Annotated in this window: 14 protein-coding genes; all 14 read right to left on the reverse strand. The window is 37.4% G+C overall.

The genetic code is table 11. The features are described from left to right. Position 1: 1 nt before the first annotated feature. The gene (locus FNN09_RS10125) at positions 2-1,561 is read right to left on the reverse strand and encodes a polyprenyl synthetase family protein (RefSeq protein WP_143302094.1); all 1,560 of its coding nucleotides are present in this window, start codon (positions 1,559-1,561) and stop codon (positions 2-4) included. Positions 1,562-1,574: 13 nt separating this feature from the next. Next, a complete protein-coding gene (locus tag FNN09_RS10130) occupies positions 1,575-2,792 on the reverse strand; it encodes a radical SAM protein (protein ID WP_143302096.1) in 1,218 nt (405 codons plus the stop codon). After that, positions 2,792-3,490 carry an ATP-binding protein gene (locus FNN09_RS10135; protein ID WP_143302097.1) on the reverse strand — a complete coding sequence of 233 codons (699 nt, stop codon included), beginning with the start codon at positions 3,488-3,490 and terminating at the stop codon, positions 2,792-2,794. Before FNN09_RS10135 ends, FNN09_RS10130 begins: the two co-directional genes overlap by 1 nt. A 40-nt stretch (positions 3,491-3,530) precedes the next feature. Beyond that, entirely contained in the window at positions 3,531-4,808 is a 1,278-nt protein-coding gene (locus FNN09_RS10140) for a PQQ-binding-like beta-propeller repeat protein (protein ID WP_143302099.1), read from the reverse strand. 876 nt (positions 4,809-5,684) lie between these two features. Continuing rightward, a complete protein-coding gene (locus FNN09_RS10145; protein ID WP_143302101.1) occupies positions 5,685-6,839 on the reverse strand; it encodes a DUF4861 family protein in 1,155 nt (384 codons plus the stop codon). A gap of 2 nt (positions 6,840-6,841) precedes the next feature. Then, the gene (locus FNN09_RS10150; protein WP_143302102.1) at positions 6,842-7,645 is read right to left on the reverse strand and encodes a gluconate 5-dehydrogenase; all 804 of its coding nucleotides are present in this window, start codon (positions 7,643-7,645) and stop codon (positions 6,842-6,844) included. A 41-nt stretch (positions 7,646-7,686) separates the two neighbouring features. Continuing rightward, positions 7,687-8,532 carry a 5-dehydro-4-deoxy-D-glucuronate isomerase gene (kduI, locus tag FNN09_RS10155; RefSeq protein WP_143302104.1) on the reverse strand — a complete coding sequence of 282 codons (846 nt, stop codon included), beginning with the start codon at positions 8,530-8,532 and terminating at the stop codon, positions 7,687-7,689. Positions 8,533-8,550: 18 nt separating this feature from the next. After that, on the reverse strand, positions 8,551-9,882 hold the full coding sequence (locus tag FNN09_RS10160) for an MFS transporter (protein ID WP_143302106.1): 1,332 nt from the start codon (positions 9,880-9,882) through the stop codon (positions 8,551-8,553). Positions 9,883-9,892: 10 nt separating this feature from the next. Further along, positions 9,893-10,564 (reverse strand): bifunctional 4-hydroxy-2-oxoglutarate aldolase/2-dehydro-3-deoxy-phosphogluconate aldolase, encoded by a 672-nt coding sequence (locus FNN09_RS10165; protein WP_143302107.1) that lies wholly within the window; start codon positions 10,562-10,564, stop codon positions 9,893-9,895. 83 nt (positions 10,565-10,647) lie between these two features. Next, entirely contained in the window at positions 10,648-11,685 is a 1,038-nt protein-coding gene (locus tag FNN09_RS10170; RefSeq protein WP_143302109.1) for a sugar kinase, read from the reverse strand. Between the two features lie 12 nt (positions 11,686-11,697). Beyond that, positions 11,698-12,702: a LacI family DNA-binding transcriptional regulator gene (locus FNN09_RS10175; protein ID WP_143302111.1), complete on the reverse strand. Its 1,005-nt coding sequence runs from the start codon at positions 12,700-12,702 to the stop codon at positions 11,698-11,700. A 655-nt stretch (positions 12,703-13,357) separates the two neighbouring features. Further along, positions 13,358-14,008 carry a response regulator transcription factor gene (locus FNN09_RS10180; RefSeq protein ID WP_143302112.1) on the reverse strand — a complete coding sequence of 217 codons (651 nt, stop codon included), beginning with the start codon at positions 14,006-14,008 and terminating at the stop codon, positions 13,358-13,360. After that, entirely contained in the window at positions 14,005-15,987 is a 1,983-nt protein-coding gene (locus FNN09_RS10185) for a PAS domain S-box protein (RefSeq protein WP_143302114.1), read from the reverse strand. The genes FNN09_RS10180 and FNN09_RS10185 overlap by 4 nt, the downstream gene beginning before the upstream one ends. A 369-nt stretch (positions 15,988-16,356) precedes the next feature. Then, positions 16,357-16,878 carry a hypothetical protein gene (locus tag FNN09_RS10190; protein ID WP_185968958.1) on the reverse strand — a complete coding sequence of 174 codons (522 nt, stop codon included), beginning with the start codon at positions 16,876-16,878 and terminating at the stop codon, positions 16,357-16,359. Between the last annotated feature and the right edge of the window lie 399 nt (positions 16,879-17,277).

The following is a 17,277-nucleotide window of genomic DNA, read 5'->3' on the forward strand; positions in this document are numbered from 1 at the left end:
ATTATTTTAGAATCCTTCCGGTAACACGGAACAACAATCTTTTTAATTCTATATTACTAATATCATTCAATACCAGGAGAGCTTCCCCGTGATATTTATCAACCATAGACTCCACCCGTTTAATAGCAGAGTTGAGCTCTTGCTCATTATTTCCAGAACGTAAAAATTGTTTTAAGTCATCAGTGTGTAAAAGCTTTTTAGTAAACGACTTGTCTGAATTAGCTTCACAAATAGCAGCCAGTATTGCAGATGGTCTGAGGCTAATAAATTCATCCGTATCAAAATCAGCAATATCATCTTTTAGCTGGTAGGCAATACCCAAGGCATTAGAGTATTTGCTTAAAATTTGTAGCGTAGCTTCGTCAGCACCAGAGCACATTGCCCCAATCAACAAAGAGACTTCAAAAGCAGGTACTGTTTTATGTCGAAAGATGTCCAACACCTCATCCATATTTAATGATTGAGGGCTATTGCACCATTCAAATTCCAAGCCTTGCCCTTTACACAAAGCAATGTGGGCATCTGATGCGACCTTAACCAGGTTAGACTGCTCGCACATAGCCAATAATCGGTATCCCTCACCCAAATACATATCACCTACATTGATAGCTATTGGTACTCCATATGTTGCATTAACCGTTTCTTTATCGTAGCGAAGAAGATCACCATCCTGTATATCATCGTGAACCAATGAAGCCTTGTGAAAACATTCAATGGCAACAGCCGCCTGATGCACTTTTTCGGGTAATTCATTTTTACCAGCCACAGCCATATAAGTAGCGGCTAACAAGTATGGGCGCCAACGTTTTCCATCTCCCCCCATCCACTGCCTGACAATATTTGAGGTCAGGTCAGTATGCGATGAAAGGATATTATTGAGCTGTTCTTTTTCAAACCAGGTTTTGATCTTGGTTTTTAGGAAGTCATAATCCAGAAAGTTAGCATCTGACTCCGACTTCATTTCCAACATCTGATAGACATATGATTCATCAACAGACGTGTTTTTACAACCATCTCCATTGAGTGGAATCGCTAATCCGGGAACAGCATTATTGATTAACAAAGGAAAGGCCTTTTCTAAAGAATCCAGACAGCTCACCCCAATGACGGCATCAACAACGCCGCTTTCAACAAGTCCAACAACAGAGGTGAAGCCTTCTGCAACCAAACTCATCATACCCAATTGTTCGGCGCGTGTTTGCAAGTCAGGTATATTACATTGACTACACATATTACAGAGCAAGCCTAAATCATCAACCTCAGCCTGACAACTTTTGGTATTGCTCAAGCATTTTGGGAGTAAGAGAATCCGTTTATTGAAAGGCACAGAAGCAACGGTATCTTTCCAAACACAATTGTTTATTTCTACCATTAGCCATCCCTTAATTCCACTTTTAAGCTGAAGCTTTTGAATCAATTGACTGGTTAAATCAGATAACAAATCCATTGAGACAGGTGGAACCAACTTGTGCTCACTCACATAATCACGAATGCTTTCCCTTAGTGCTAATCGTTCTTGTAGCGTTGCAGGTACCTCAAACTTAATTTGAGTAATGTCCATATTGTTTGAATCTTTAACCATAAGCTCCAAATCCAAAAAAGTACTTCTTTTTCATTGCTTTATAAAGCGGGTTCACCTCCGGGACTTCTTTCCCTTTTTGGTCGTGACCGGCCACTGGGCTCATATCTTTAAATTCCTGTAAGACTGTTTGACGTGTTGAAGAATCTATCGCCTGATGTTTCTCCACAAAGCTTACCAATTTTTGAGGATTTTCGAGCAAAATACACCCTCGGCTGGTTTCGGCCGTCATCGCTCTTAAATCAGCCATGAATTGTGAATTCTCAAAAACGTCCGTTAAATTAGAACCATCTTCATTGATAAAATCACGCGCCATTTGCAAAGGCGGACAGAACTCCACAGCTCCTCCAGGAGATATATGATGACTCATACCTGTAGCAGCCGGACAAAGAGCGTTCCCCTCGTCGTCCCAATAGGTATCAATAACCATAAGTGGTGCCGATTTACGTTGCTCCACAATGAACTTACGTAAATCTAATATTTCATCTTCATCAAGGGCATTGGTAGGATTAGGATTTGCACCAACAGGTCGGTATATGTAATACCAGAGATAGTGAACACCTTCTTTTGCCAATCGCTCAATATATTTTCTATTAACTAAATCATTATAGTTGCCCTTGCAAATACTCGCTGCCGCACCAAAAAACAGTTTCGCTTTTTTACAAGCCTTAAGCCCTTCAATGGTCTTATGAAACACATCATCTTTTCCCCTACGTTCTTCACTCTCCTGTTCCAAGCCTTCAATACTAATCAGCGGTGTGATGTTACCCAACTTTTTCATGCGCATGGCTACATCTTCTGTTATTAGCATACCATTGGTAAAAAGCTGGAAATAGCAATCTGAGTGTTTTTCAATAATATCGAATAAACCTTTGTATAACAAAGGCTCACCTCCAAGTATCCCGAAGAAATAGGAACCTTTCTTTTTACTCTCTGTGATAATGCCATCGAGTTGTTGTAAGCTTAATGATTTTGTTCCCCCGGCTGTTACCCAGCAACCACTGCAACTTAAATTGCATTTTTCGGTCACTGATATCATTATAAAAGCAGGAAAAAATGGTTTCCCTTGCGCCTGACGCTTCTCAAATTGTCTGATATTAATAAAGTTTCTCCATGCGAAATTGTACATTAGTTTCCATACCAGGCGAGGTGAGCACTCCAATGGTACCCTTAATGCTGTTCTTATATTAGTAATGTATTCTTTAATAGTCATTACTTATCTTTTTTTAGCATTGAAAAACGACTACGATTTTGTTGCAAACGATACTGTAGGCGTTTTTGATACATCTCCTCCATGTCGTCTTCTGTAAAAACTTCCTCTATCTCTGTACCACCATTTATAGGCGATTTATCATACTTAGGGAACACAATGGCTTTTCCCGGACACATCCTGGCACAAGCCGGACAATTGTTTTTACAATTATTTGGTTGAGTAACTTTTACCTTTTTATTCTCGACTGTATAAACGCCAAAGAGGCAAAAATCGAAGCACTTGGCACATTCTGTACATTTGCTTTTATCAATAACAGGATACCAGGCATCCTTACTCTCGTACACAGGCATTGTTTCTATCTCTTTCAAAATATCTTCGGGCCGATGTTCAGTTGATTTGTCTGATATATTAAACGATGCTAATACTTCCTTTGTATCTTTTTTACGTGCCTCGATGATAGTGCCAGGTTTTATCCCCAGCCAATCCATGTGTGATTGCACCACTCGTTGATGACAGGCAATGATGGTACCTTGCGCAAGTTGTTTTACTTTTTCAGGTTCATCAGCAACCAATCGACATAAATCATCAACAATAGCAACATTATGCCCATCGTTTCGTAGTGCCGCAACTATGTCAGCAGTATCTGAGTCTAGCATAAAAGAGCGTGACCGACATGCACAAATTGTTATATTCTCCATTTTCATTTCTTTGTTAAGCCAATGAACATTCAACTCTTCACTACTCGGCAGATGCAATACCCGAATCGGTTTTTACCTTATAAACCATCAAAACTTCTCCATGACGGATATACATTTTACCATCGCGTATAACAGGGTGCGACCAATGAGGACCGGTTCCTTTGTCAACTTTAAATTCGCTGATGACATCCAGTTTATCTGCACTTGGTTTTACTAATCCAATGTTGCCAGCCTTCTCTTCATAGAAATACAACATGTTATCAGCCGAAATAATCGAACCTTTATTGTGCCACTCTTCTATCCATTGGGTCTCACCTGAATTCCAATCCACACATACCCAGTCGCCATTGGCATTATTTTCATAATTGGAACTAAACAGATGGTCTCCCAAAAGCACCACTCCGCCATGATGCGGATCAATATCTTTGTTATTCCACACCACTTCGGTCTGTGAAGCATCTTCATTCAACTTTAACATCACTGAGGTGTGGTTATAACCACTGCAAACAAAGATTTGTCCATTACGATAGATAGGTGTGTTGGCATGGTTTTTTCTCATTCGTTTACCGGTATTTTCATTCATACCTGCGTAATCGACCTTCCATAGTAGCTGGCCTTTTTCAGCATCCACACCGATAATATGATTTTCAGTAAGCGTTACAATTAATTCCCGACCACCATGCTTCACCAATACAGGATTCACATAATGCGTTGCTTCATTCACCGCTTCAGCTTTCCAAATAAGCTTACCAGATTTCAGGTTATATGCTACCAAAGAAGCCACATCGCCTCCCGGACTCACAATAACTTTATCATCGACAATTAATGGTGATTCAGATACACCAAAACGCGGGAATACGCCTTTAAATCGTTCGTAATGATTATCAGACCAAAGTATTTTTCCCTTTTTATTGACACAAACAATTTCGCCACTACCACTCACCAGGAATATTTTTCCATTATAATAAGTTGGCGTGCTACGTGCATCGGTATATGATCGGAACCATGATTTTCCAAAAGGAGTTTCCCAGATTTTTTCTCCTTCAAAATTTAAGGCTGTTATGACATCAATGGTATCTTTTCTTCCGGTAATATAGATAGCGTCTTCGGTAACTGTTGCCGATGAGTATCCCATGCCTAAGCCTTCGGAGGACCATAATAATTCAGGTCCACTCTCTGCCCATTGTTTTAATAATCCAGTTTCATTGTATACGCCCGTGCGTTCTGCTCCGCGCCAATCATGAAGTTGAGCAACAACAATACCATTAACAACAACGATAAGGAAAAATGAGAATAGTGATCTTTTTAGATTGTTCATAAATCTGTCTTTTGGGGGTTATTTTTCTCGGTGCATTTAATTTTAAAACTAACACATGCGAGCTAATGCTGTAAAAATAATATACAAAATTAGATATGCAGTAGTAGAAGCCTCTTTTAACAAAAATTTCACAAGTCTAATAAACTTCAGAAAAAACCTACATAAGCATTTGCTGGCAAAGCCAATCAATAACAACTATATAAATTCCATATGATTAATTACTATCATTACATATTGAATGTTTTCTCTAATATTATTTTTACAAAAAGTAAGTTTTGGAATTTATATGCAATACTTTTTTTTACTCATGCTTAACGCGAATTTGTGATCGGCCATGGTTTATTGCAAAAGTATTCGGTATAAACACATAGTAATCAATCAAATACATTTTCTTTCCTAACACAAGGCTAACAGCAAAAGCTTGTGTTATTGCGTACAGAAAAATACAATATTAAACACTGTTTAAAAAAATATGTAACATCAAGAGTTTCTGTTAATTATTACTGTACCCTTTAATGACACGATTTCACAAAGTGTATAAATTTTAAAAAAATATAGAGGATTCAGATAATTATAGCTGGACCCTTTGTTTAAATATAACCAATAGCTAATTAAAACATTGCCCGAGCGTCTAATACACGTTGACCACTTTTTGTTTCATACCAAGTTGCTAGATATACAGATTAATAACAGCCTGACATATTAAAATTAAGGCTTTATGTTCTGTATAATTAGTACTTATTTTATTCAAGTTATCAACCAGGTTAGTGGAGTACTGTTTTTAAAATGGGCACCAATATTAATAAAAAAAGGTCACCGCAACAGTGACCTTTCCGGCGAGTATTAAACTCACCTACTTCGAACAATAAATTTTAACTACTCATTTACAAAAACCATTAATGGCTGTGCCAAACCTGAAGCAAAATCGTTCAGATATTGTTCCCATTGGTTTTGTGTGTATTGCTTACTGCCACTCCAGGTAAATCCAGCATAAAACTCCACTTTACCTTCAATCACCTTAAGGTGCATCAAGGCATGGCTTTCGTCTTTTACGTCTGATTTAATATGAGAAGTTCCTACCATATATTTAGGGTGTGCAACAATAGCCGAACTTAACTCTTCTCCCGTATGTGATGTATGGTAATTTATCCATGTAGCATTCTGCGTAACCTCTCCTAGTTGATCATGTAGTGTTAAACCAACAGTTAAAGTATCGGTTCCTTCCACTTCAATTATATACTTGGTAAAATTAGTTCCTAAATGAATAGAAACATGTTTAGTTTCTTTTACAGGTGAGGATCCTACCTCATAAGGAGCATAATTCAAGGTAAATTCAGTTACTAATGGTCCCTTGTTACCAATTTTATAATCAGTGAAGTTTTTAGCCGCAATAAGTTTACCATCAAACATAACTCCTGTTCCACCGCAACCTCGACTTGGTCCGACATGGTAATTATCCAATCCTTCACCATGGTCGATATGGTAATAACCAGGTTCATTAATATTGCCCAGATACCACTTGTCAATGATTGAGTAATCAACTTTTTTCAACCAACAGTCAATCCCACTCGATAGCGTTCCACCCTTTTCGCCAGCTTCAGCTATACGCTGTGCTTCTGGCCCATAGGTGCGAAAGGCAACTCTATCATTCTCCCAGGCAAAATCATCGGTACGCTCTGGTACAAAACGTGCAAAGGTTTTCACATTGTTATCATTAGCTTTACCATTTCCAGGTGAAATAGTAAATACCTTCTGTTCTTTTGCATCTAATTGGACTATAAAAGCTATGCCATCTATTTCATTATCACCATTGGTATCCAATAACTGGCTCTGTATTTCCTCATCACTAGCTTGATCTTTGACCACCAATTGCATTTTATCAAGATTGCTATCGATCAAGCTTACTTTAACCAATTCGTTTGCTCGAATCATATCAGTAGGATTACTTACTGATACTTGAAGTTGTTGTTGGCTACAGCTGCTCATAAAGAGCAGAACTGCAACAAACAATATTGAGACTATTTGCTTCATAACTATTCTGTTATATCGTTTTCGCCCTTCACGTAACCAAAGTTGGCCAAAATACCACCATCAACATAAAGAACATGACCGTTAACAAACTCGCTCGCTTTAGAGGCTAAGAACAAGGCTGCATTACCAATATCTTCTGGTTCGCCCCAACGTGCAGCAGGCGTACGCATCATTACTAAATCATTAAATGGATGATCACCTTCACGAATTTCTGCGGTTTGAGAAGTCGCAATATAACCTGGTCCGATACCATTGATTTGAACACCATACTTAGCCCACTCGCAGCACATATTAGCGGTTAACAACTTTAAACCTCCTTTGGCAGCAGCATAAGCCGATACAGAGTTACGACCGTATACGCTCATCATCGAACACATATTGATGATTTTACCAGCACGCTTTTTAATCATCCCAGGAGCCACACGCTTTGCCACAATTAATGGCGCAATCAAGTCAACATCAATCACCTGTTTGAAATCTGCAATCGGCATATCAAGAATTGGAATACGTTTGATGATACCCGCATTGTTAACCAAGATATCAACACCGCCTAAATCCTTTTCTATTTGGCTTATTCCTTTATCAACTTCTTCTTCATTTGTTACATTAAATACCAAAGTATATACATCAATACCAACCTTGGCATACTCAGCTTTGCATGCCTCCAATTTCTCTTCCGACAAATCGTTAACACAAACTTTAGCACCAGCTTGACCTAATACTTTTCCAATGGCCATTCCAATACCATGAGTTCCCCCGGTGATTAGTGCGACTTTTCCTTCTAATCCAAATAATTTGTTTATCATGAGTTTTCGTTTTAATAATTAAACAATGTGAAATTACGAGCTTAACGTAATTCGTCTGGCTGAATATGATCCATATCGGTATAATCAAGGTTTTCGCCTCCCATACCCCAAATAAAACAGTAATTGCTGGTTCCAACTCCCGAGTGAATTCCCCATTCAGGTGAGAAGACAGCTTGCTCATTGTGGATAAATAAATGACGTGTTTCCGTTGGTTCTCCCATTAGATGGCAGACAGCTTGACCTTTTGGCACTTCAAAATAAAAATAAGCTTCCATCCGGCGGTCGTGAGTATGACTTGGCATAGTATTCCACACCGAACCTTCATGTAATTCAGTTAAGCCCATTACTAATTGACACGAATCGACAATACCAGGTACGATTAACTGATAGATGGTACGCTCATTACTTGTAGCCTGCGATCCTAAATTAAGTATGTTCGCTTTATCTTTATTAACAACTGTTGTTGCGTACTCTTTATGAGCAGGTGTTGAGCTTAAGTAAAATTTAGCAGGATTGTTTTTGTCAACACTGGCAAACTTTACTTCTTTGCTACCACGACCAATATAAATAGCCTCTTTATTCTTCAACTCATACTCTACGCCATCAACGGTAACAATACCATCACCAGCAATGTTGATAGCTCCTAACTCTCGACGCTCACAAAAATACTCCGATTTAATGGCATCAATAGTTTCCATCACTAATTCCTGATCCACAGGAAATGCTCCACCAAGAATATAACGTTCGTACTGGGAGTAGCTCAGGTTGATTTCGTCTTTCACAAACAATGTCTCAACCAAAAACTCTTTTCTTAATTTCTCTGTATCGTAATTTTTAACGTCTCCCGGATGACAGGCTCTGCGACGGTCATATTTTATTGTTGTCATATCTATAATATTTAAATATTATTCTTTTATTAGATTTAAATTCTCATCAAGTGGTGTCATTTTAGGCACAAGCAATTGTACAATTCCTAAAAGAACTAAATACATAGCACCACCAATGAGGAATGCCCAGAAGTAACCGGTATTTCCGGCACTATCAAGAACAGTACCTAAGGCAACATCGGCAAGAGCGGCAGCCGCTACACCAACCATACCACCAATACCCGTTACAGAAGCAACTGCTTTTTTAGGGAATATATCTGATACTATTGTGAAAATATTCGCCATCCATGCCTGGTGACCAGCCGCACCAATTCCTATCAAAACAACCGCTACATACAAGCTGTCGGCAAAAGCCACGTAACTTACCGGTAGAATAATTAATGCACAAGCCAACATGGTTCTCTTACGTGCTTTATTAACAGACCATCCTTTGTTCATAAAATACCCGGATATCCATCCACCCATTATACTACCACCGTCTGCCAGAGCATAAATAATCAAGAATGGTAGTCCCATGCTTTTAATATCTATTCCAAAAGTAGAAGCCATATATTTTGCTCCCCAGAATAAATAGAAGAACCAAACCGCATCAGAAATTTTTGCAACAGCAAAAGCCCATGTTTGACGTTTTGGTAACACTTTACCCCAAGAAATTTTTTCTGTACTTTCAGTAACCACCTCATCTGAGTTGATATATGCCAGCTCCTCCTTTGATATGTTTGGATTATCTGCAGGTTTTTTATAAACCTTTAACCATAATACAACCCAAATTGAACTTAAAGCCCCTGTAATTAGAAACGGAATTTTCCAGCCTTCACCAGTGTGCTTATCTACTATAGCTCCAACAACAAATGGAGCTGCAATAGCACCAATACTTGTAGCAGCATTGTATAAACCCGTTGCAAACGCACGTTCTTTTTTAGGGAAATATTCAGCAACAGTTTTATTTGCAGCAGGAAAGTGCCCCGCTTCACCAAAACCTAAACCAAAACGGGCAACAGCAAATAAACCAACACTGGTAATTGTCATATTAAAAAGAGTAATCTCTTGTACGACCAATGCATGTCCCATACCAAATAAACTCCATATGCCGATGGCCAGCATATAACCTTTTTTAGTTCCAAGGCGATCGATAATACCACCCATGGTTAGCATACCAATTCCATATGCTACTTTAAAGGCAATAACAATTGTTGCATAGTCAGTATTAGTCCATCCAAACACATCTTCTAATATGGGCGCCATAACACCAATAATACTTCTATCGAAGTAATTAATGGTTGTTGCGAAAACCAGCATCAATAAAATTCGATAGCGGTACTTCGTTTTAACATCTGTTGATTTTGTCATAATCTTATATTTAGCTTTTTATACTAATAATTGTATCAATCAATTCTTTGACTTTAGCCTCTAGTGAATTCCAGTCTTTATTGTCCATTATTTCTTTTGGAAATAAATTAGAGCCCATACCCACACATGTGACGCCTGCTTCAAACCATTCTTTTAAGTTTTCTTTTTCACAAGAAACACCACCAGTAGGCATAATATCGGTCCACGGCATAGGTGCTTTAACAGCCTTTACAAAAGATGGACCTCCCACTTCAGAAGCTGGAAATACCTTCACTACTTCTGCACCCAACTCTTGTGCTTTATTAATCTCTGAAATAGTTCCACAGCCAGGCGACCACATTATTTTACGACGATTACAAACTTTAACCATCTGTTCGTTTAAAAGTGGTGATACAATGAAATTAGCACCATTCTGAATGTATAACGCTGTTGTACCTTCTTCAACTATTGAGCCTGCACCCATAATCATACCTGGTAATTCTGCCAAAGCATATTTATTTATCTCAGTAAATAACTCGTGAGCAAAATCACCACGATTCACAAACTCAAATACTCGGATACCTCCATTGTAGCAGGCTTTAACAACTGCCTTACAAACATCTAGATTTGCATGATAAAAAACTGGAACAACACCCGTTTCTTTCATTGCCTGATAAACCTCTACTCTTGTATACTTTGCCATTTGTTTATATTGTAATGTGATTAGGCTGTGCTGAATTCTTTCCTTCAAACTTTCCTTCAGCACAGCCTAAGCCACCAAGATTGTTATCTACTTACTCTTCCTGAAGCATCTCCTGACATCAGTTTTTCAACTTCTTCAACTGTTACTAAATTATAATCACCCGGTATGGTATGCTTTAAGCAAGAAGCTGCGGTTGCAAACTCCAATGCTTTTTGGTCATCTCCTTCGTAACTTAATAAGCCATAAATTAAACCTCCCATAAAAGAATCACCACCTCCAACACGATCTACAATGTGGGTGATATCGTAATCAGCCGCTTTGAATAAGGTTTCACCATCGTATAGTACGCCCGACCAAGTATTGTGGTTAGCATTGATCGAACCACGAAGCGTGGTAATCACTTTCTTAACACGTGGATATAATTTCATGATCTGTTGTGAAACACTACGATATGCTTCTGCTTCAACATGTCCACTGGTCACATCCATGCCTTCAGGATGAATACCAAGTACCATAGCAGCATCTTCTTCGTTACCAAGCACAATATCGCATCCGGCAACTAACTCAGGCATCACATCAGAAGCTAGCTTACCATATTTCCAAAGGTTCTTGCGGTAATTTAAATCACACGAAACAGTCACACCTAGGCGGTTTGCAGCCTGTATAGCCTCTAAACATGCGTCAGCTGCTCCTTGCGAAACAGCAGGTGTAATACCTGTCCAATGGAAAAAAGAAGCATCTTTCAATACTTCATCCCAATTAACCATGCCTTTTTCAATACTTGAGAAAGATGAGTATGCGCGATCATAAACAACTTTACTTGCACGTGCAACAGCACCTGTCTCTAAAAAATAGATCCCCAAACGTTCACCACCATAGAGTATTTTACTGGTATCAACTCCGAACTTACGTAACTCCTTCATACAAGAGTCACCCAAATCATTCTTTGGTAATCGAGTAACCAAGCTCGCATCAATACCATAATTTGCTAATGAATAAGCCACATTGGCCTCTCCGCCTCCATAACACATTTCTAACTCTTTTGCTTGCGAAAAGCGTTGATAACCTGGTGTAGACAATCGAAGCATAATCTCTCCGAATGCGATCACTTTTTTGGACATAATATATATTCTTTAAAATTGCTCTTTATTTGATGATTGACGCCATTCAACCTTAACCGGAACAACTTTGGTTGTATTTAGCTTCTTATCTTTAATACACTCTAACATCGATTGAGCTGCGATACGTCCCATTTCTTCACCATCCTGATTAACCGTTGACATAGATGGCGACATTAACTCCGCAAATGGTTCATCTCCAAATCCTACAACACAAACCTCACTAGGAATGCTAATATTATTCTTCAGTAAGCATTCTATTGTACCAAGAGCGGCGTAGTCCCCAGCACATACCAGAGCATCAAATTCCTTTTTTCCAACAATATCGTTTATTGCATCAAATCCTGAGCTACGAGTTAAGGCATTGTCGATGATTGTTACTTCTAGCTTTGGCACCTTAGCTTCTTCAATAGCATCTAAAAAACCATTTTTACGTTGTTTATATATATGTGCATTATCATTACCGGTAAGGTGTATGAATTTACGACAACCTTTTTTTATTAAATTCTGTGTAACTATGTATGATCCTTTATAATTATCATTAATGATTTTTGGACCATCTAGCAATTCGTTAACTCGATCAAATTGTACCAATGGCATTTGGGAACTAACACGCTGGAGATGTTCAAAATCGTTTGTTTCTATGGAGTGAGAAATGATAATACCTGCAACTCGACTATTAAACAAGGTATCAATAGCTTTAACTTCATTATCAAACCTTTCAGATGTTTGAATAATAGTTAAATTATATCCTGCCTGATTAAGTACTTCTTCAACACCTCCAATAACATTGCTAAAAAAATGACGATTGATGCGTGGTACAACCATTCCAATGGTATCACTTGTTCCCTTGCGAAGCGACGATGCAATAACATTAGGTTGATAGCCCATTTCATTAGCCGTTCGCTTGACAAGTTCGCGCGTTTTAATGCTCACCCTTTCATTATCAGCCAAGGCTCTTGAAACTGTGGACGGGGTAACCTTTAATTTTTTTGCAATATCTACAATTGTGACTTTCATATAAAATACAAACGTTTGCGCAAAAATACAAACGTTTGTATTTTTTGCAAAATATTATGCCTTTTTTTTAAGATACGTAATTATAGCAAATCGATTACCCCTTCATTTACAAAGCTCTAGGTGAGTTAATAATAAGATCTTTTATTTCACAAATTGCATCATTTTTCGCTTTCCATTGTATTTTAACCTTAGAAGAAATAGACCGAATTGAAGTTGCCCAACATAGATAAGTATATATTACTCCAACGCAAACAATTCATAGTTATCCACACATAGAGTAGTAAAATTACCTGCCCCAATTATTGCAAAAACAAGGGTCCATCGATGTCCTTATCCCCCGTCGACAACCCTTCATACTACACTTTAGCAGCCCATTTTTAGTATTTATTTCTTAGGTATTCAAATAGTGCTGACCACCAATGGTCACTGTTATGGTTCTTAATCGACGATCGACGGATACTGAGCGATGCCGAAATGAACCTATCATGTTCCCCGCGCTCGGCAATAGGCTTGCTTATAAAATTAAGAGCGTATGACATTTTAGATTGAGAAATATGAATAGATGCTGATGCCTATGCAACATTGGCATAATCAACCTGATTTAAAGCTTCTTCCCATGAAGTGCCATCAAGTGTGATAAACTAATGCCTGTATTTCAAATTGTAACCACTTTATTTTTAATGGCCCAAATAATTAAACCAGCATTATTTTTTGTATTTGTTTTATTCATTAAACGGCGTTTGTTCGATTCAATAGTGGCGAGAGTAACAAACATTTTCTTTGCTAGTTCCTGGTTAGTTAGGCCTTGGCAAATTAACTCGAGCAGGTTCACTTGGTGCTCAGTGAGATTGAGTAAATCTTTTTTATCCTGAACTATTTCTTCTTCCAGACCATGAATATTTACGATAATAGAGTGTAATAAATCAGGTGAAAAGAAATTACCATCATGGTGTACTTCACGCACAGCCTCTTCCAATTCATCGGGCGTGGATTGCTTAAGTACAAAGCCTTTAGCCCCGGCAGTTACCATACTATAATAATATTTACGGTCGGAATAAACTGATAAGGCTATTATTTTCATTTCGGGACGCAAGCTGACAGCCAACTTGGTAGCATCAATACCGTCCATAACAGGCATGCCGATATCCATTAAAACAATGTCAACATCCAAGTTCAAAAGGTCATCGGTGAACTCTTTACCATTGCTGTACTCAGCTATAATTTCAAAATCATCAACTGAATTAATCAGCAGCTTTAAGCCCTCCTGAATCATTGGTAAATCCTCTACTATAGCAATTTTTATCATAAATATGTCTTTTTAAAAGTGGCTTCAACTTGCACCCCTTTATCCTTGCTCGAAATAAAAGAAAATTGACCACCTAACTTTTCAATCCTGTTTTCGAGGTTTATCAGCCCCAGTCCTTTGGCAGAATTCCGTTCAGCTGTATAATCAAATCCAATCCCATTGTCGGTATAAGTTAGCTTTAAAGTGCTTTCTTCTTGTATTATTTTAATGCGAACAGCAGTGGCCTTTGCATACTTTATTGTGTTGTTGATCAACTCTGTTAATAAGCGATACATAACAAACTCAATGACCTCATTTGTACGACCATTCAGGTTTGTATCAATCGAAAATTCAATATCATAAATGGGCTTTAACTTTTCGCAGAAAGCACGTACGGCCTGTACTAAGCCATATTTTGCTAAAATATCGGGACTAATATTGTTTGATATTTCACGAATACTTTTAATGGATTCATTTAACAGTTGTTTAATGCGATCATTATACTCTACCACTTTATCTTTATCCGTTTCGTTGCGCAAAATATGCAGATAACCTAAAGTTGTTGAAAGAACTGGAACCAATCCATCGTGCAGCTCTATGGCAAACCTTGAGCGCTCACCTTCTTCAGACCTAATCATGGTACTTAAGATCTCTGTCTCCTGTCTTTTCTTCTCACCGATATCACGCACAACAGACCAAATTATTTCCTTATCCTCTTCCTTAAACTTATATATCACAAAATCTGAGTAAATTAATCGGCCATCTTTTCTAACTCCATCAATTTCGATACTTTTAGAGCCAATATGATTTTCAGAGTCCAGTTTATGAATCAATTCATGCATATCAATGGTTTTGTCAAGCATTGGGACATCGTGAAAGTGTCCAATCACTTCTTCTTTCGGATATCCAATAAAATCACAATACGCCTGATTACAATCGATAACATTAAGATTTTCATCATGAAAAACAATACCATCAACACTCCCTTCAAAAATTGATCTATAACGCTTCTCACTTTGTATTAGTTTCTTCTCTGCATTTTCCTGTCGGGTAATATTAATAGAGATAGCACCAACAAGCACCTCATCTTTTTCATTAAAAAGGGGAAATTTAATTACATCATAGTATTCAACTTCATCATTTTCAAGCTTAACACTTACTTTCTCTTTCACTAACTCCCTTTTCCCCACAACGCGTAAATCCATCTGATCCATCAATTTAACAATATCATTTGAAAACACATCCCTGGCTGTCATACCAACAAACTCATCTCGTTTTACACCTGCTAAATTTAACAGCGATTTATTTCCAAACACATATTCCTGATTTTGATCTTTTATTGATACGTGAAATGGATAGGCATCCATAAAAGAGGTAAATTGATTATTTTGATAGCGAACCTTCTTAAGAGTATCCTGTAATTCGGTGGAATAATCAACAACTCTTTTAATCGCTTTAATGTACAAGACATAATACAAATTTAACATATAGCCCAAATAGGAGAGCGCAATTGCGTAAAAGAAACCATGAGCAAACCACATGAATAAGTCATCCATGTATTCATCAAAATCCACAGCGTCGGTAAGAAAAGAAACTTCATGTAAAATGGCGATGGTGAAATAACCCATAAAATATAACACTGAGTATGCTAGTGCTAGGCGTTTACTATATAAAATCAGAGGGAGAAAATTAACCGCAAAAAGGATGAATGCCGCACCGGTAAATGAAAAGTTGATAAGCGTTGCAAAGGATACAATAAGTACCATTACTGTCAATACATGGATGATGACGGAATAGTTTGCCTTTTTTCGAAATATCAAGAGGCCTATGGCAAAAAGAACCAAGAAAATGTGCAGATAAAACACGTTCAACCACCCAAAGTAGAAAATACGAAGTAAGGAAAGAAGCGCTCCTGGCAAATACGTCAATGCGGCCGCCAATACTGCCGTATTTATTACCTTTTGCTTTAGTTCGTCTAATTCTTGTTTAAAAACGACCATGTATAATTTAAATGATTATTTCTTTAGTTTCGTTCCTTCCACTCCCCTCAACCATATTTTGAAATACACAAACTAAAGATAGATAACGCGTTTAAGTATTCCAAATTGAGATATTCCAGAAGATTAATCGGCAGTGGCAATAGAGCCGTAACAAGAAACAAACGTGACCCATGGCTTTTCGATTAATACTATTGAATACAATCTGTATCTATAAAAGATATCAGAAGTAAGACCATTGATAGCTCATCCTTTAGTTGAGGCCAATAAAAAAGAGAACAAATACATTATCTATTCTCTTTAAATACTCTATTTATAAATCAATGATCCTGATAAACTACTATATTCTCAATGGAAATTTCAAAAGGAACATCATGCTTCGACAAGAATTGGCTCCGACTTAATGCGTTGTCGATTATATTCCTGTCCAGTTTCAATTAAAGCTTTCCAGTCCCCTGGATAATCTAACGCAAATTGTACTTTAAGCCCCTTATAATTATACATTAGTCCTACACCAACCAAACCCCAATGTCGAAGAATTTTAATATCAGAAATATCATTAATTTCAAACACTTCTTCCTTATTGCTATCCAAGCTCTTAAAGAGTAATTTTTTATTAGTTAAAAATACCTTACCAAGTTCATTATTAAAATTGAAACATCTGGCTGGACCTTCAGTTAAAATTTTTGATTGTGGAATTTCTGTATTTATTGTTTTTAAAATTTTCGGTTCCCTAAAAATCAAATAACGACTAAGGTAATATGCCACCATAGAGCCTAAAATACCGAATACTACACTCGCTGGCAACAATATTTTCATACTAATATCGCTCAATAAGCCTATTAAAAATGCTGCTATTAAACTTAACAAACCAAATCCAATTCCTATTTTCACATATTTATACCACATAAATCTATACTCTAAACAAACTACACCTCACTATTCATAAACTTGGAATATTGGAGAAAGGCGTTCCCTTCTCCAATATTCAGATACTAAACCTAACTTAACCTTGTCTATGAAAGATCTTTATAATTATAAATCAATATTCTTTTTTTTATCGAGTCATTTCCTATGGGATTATAGAGTTGCCACTATAATCCACAGAAACTAACAATCCTCATCAATAAAAACCTTTATTAGCTTTTTTCACAAAAAAGTTAATAGACTTTCACGCCCTGTCCGTTGACGGGGTAGTAGCAAGTGTAGTCACCAGCTACGGATTATTTAACTTTATATCGAACATAGCTTAACCATTTCCAATCAATGGCTTAAACTAAATTCTAGTATTCT

Origin of the sequence: Carboxylicivirga sp. M1479 (genome assembly GCF_007097485.1) — a bacterium.
In the GTDB taxonomy this organism is placed as follows: domain Bacteria; phylum Bacteroidota; class Bacteroidia; order Bacteroidales; family Marinilabiliaceae; genus Carboxylicivirga.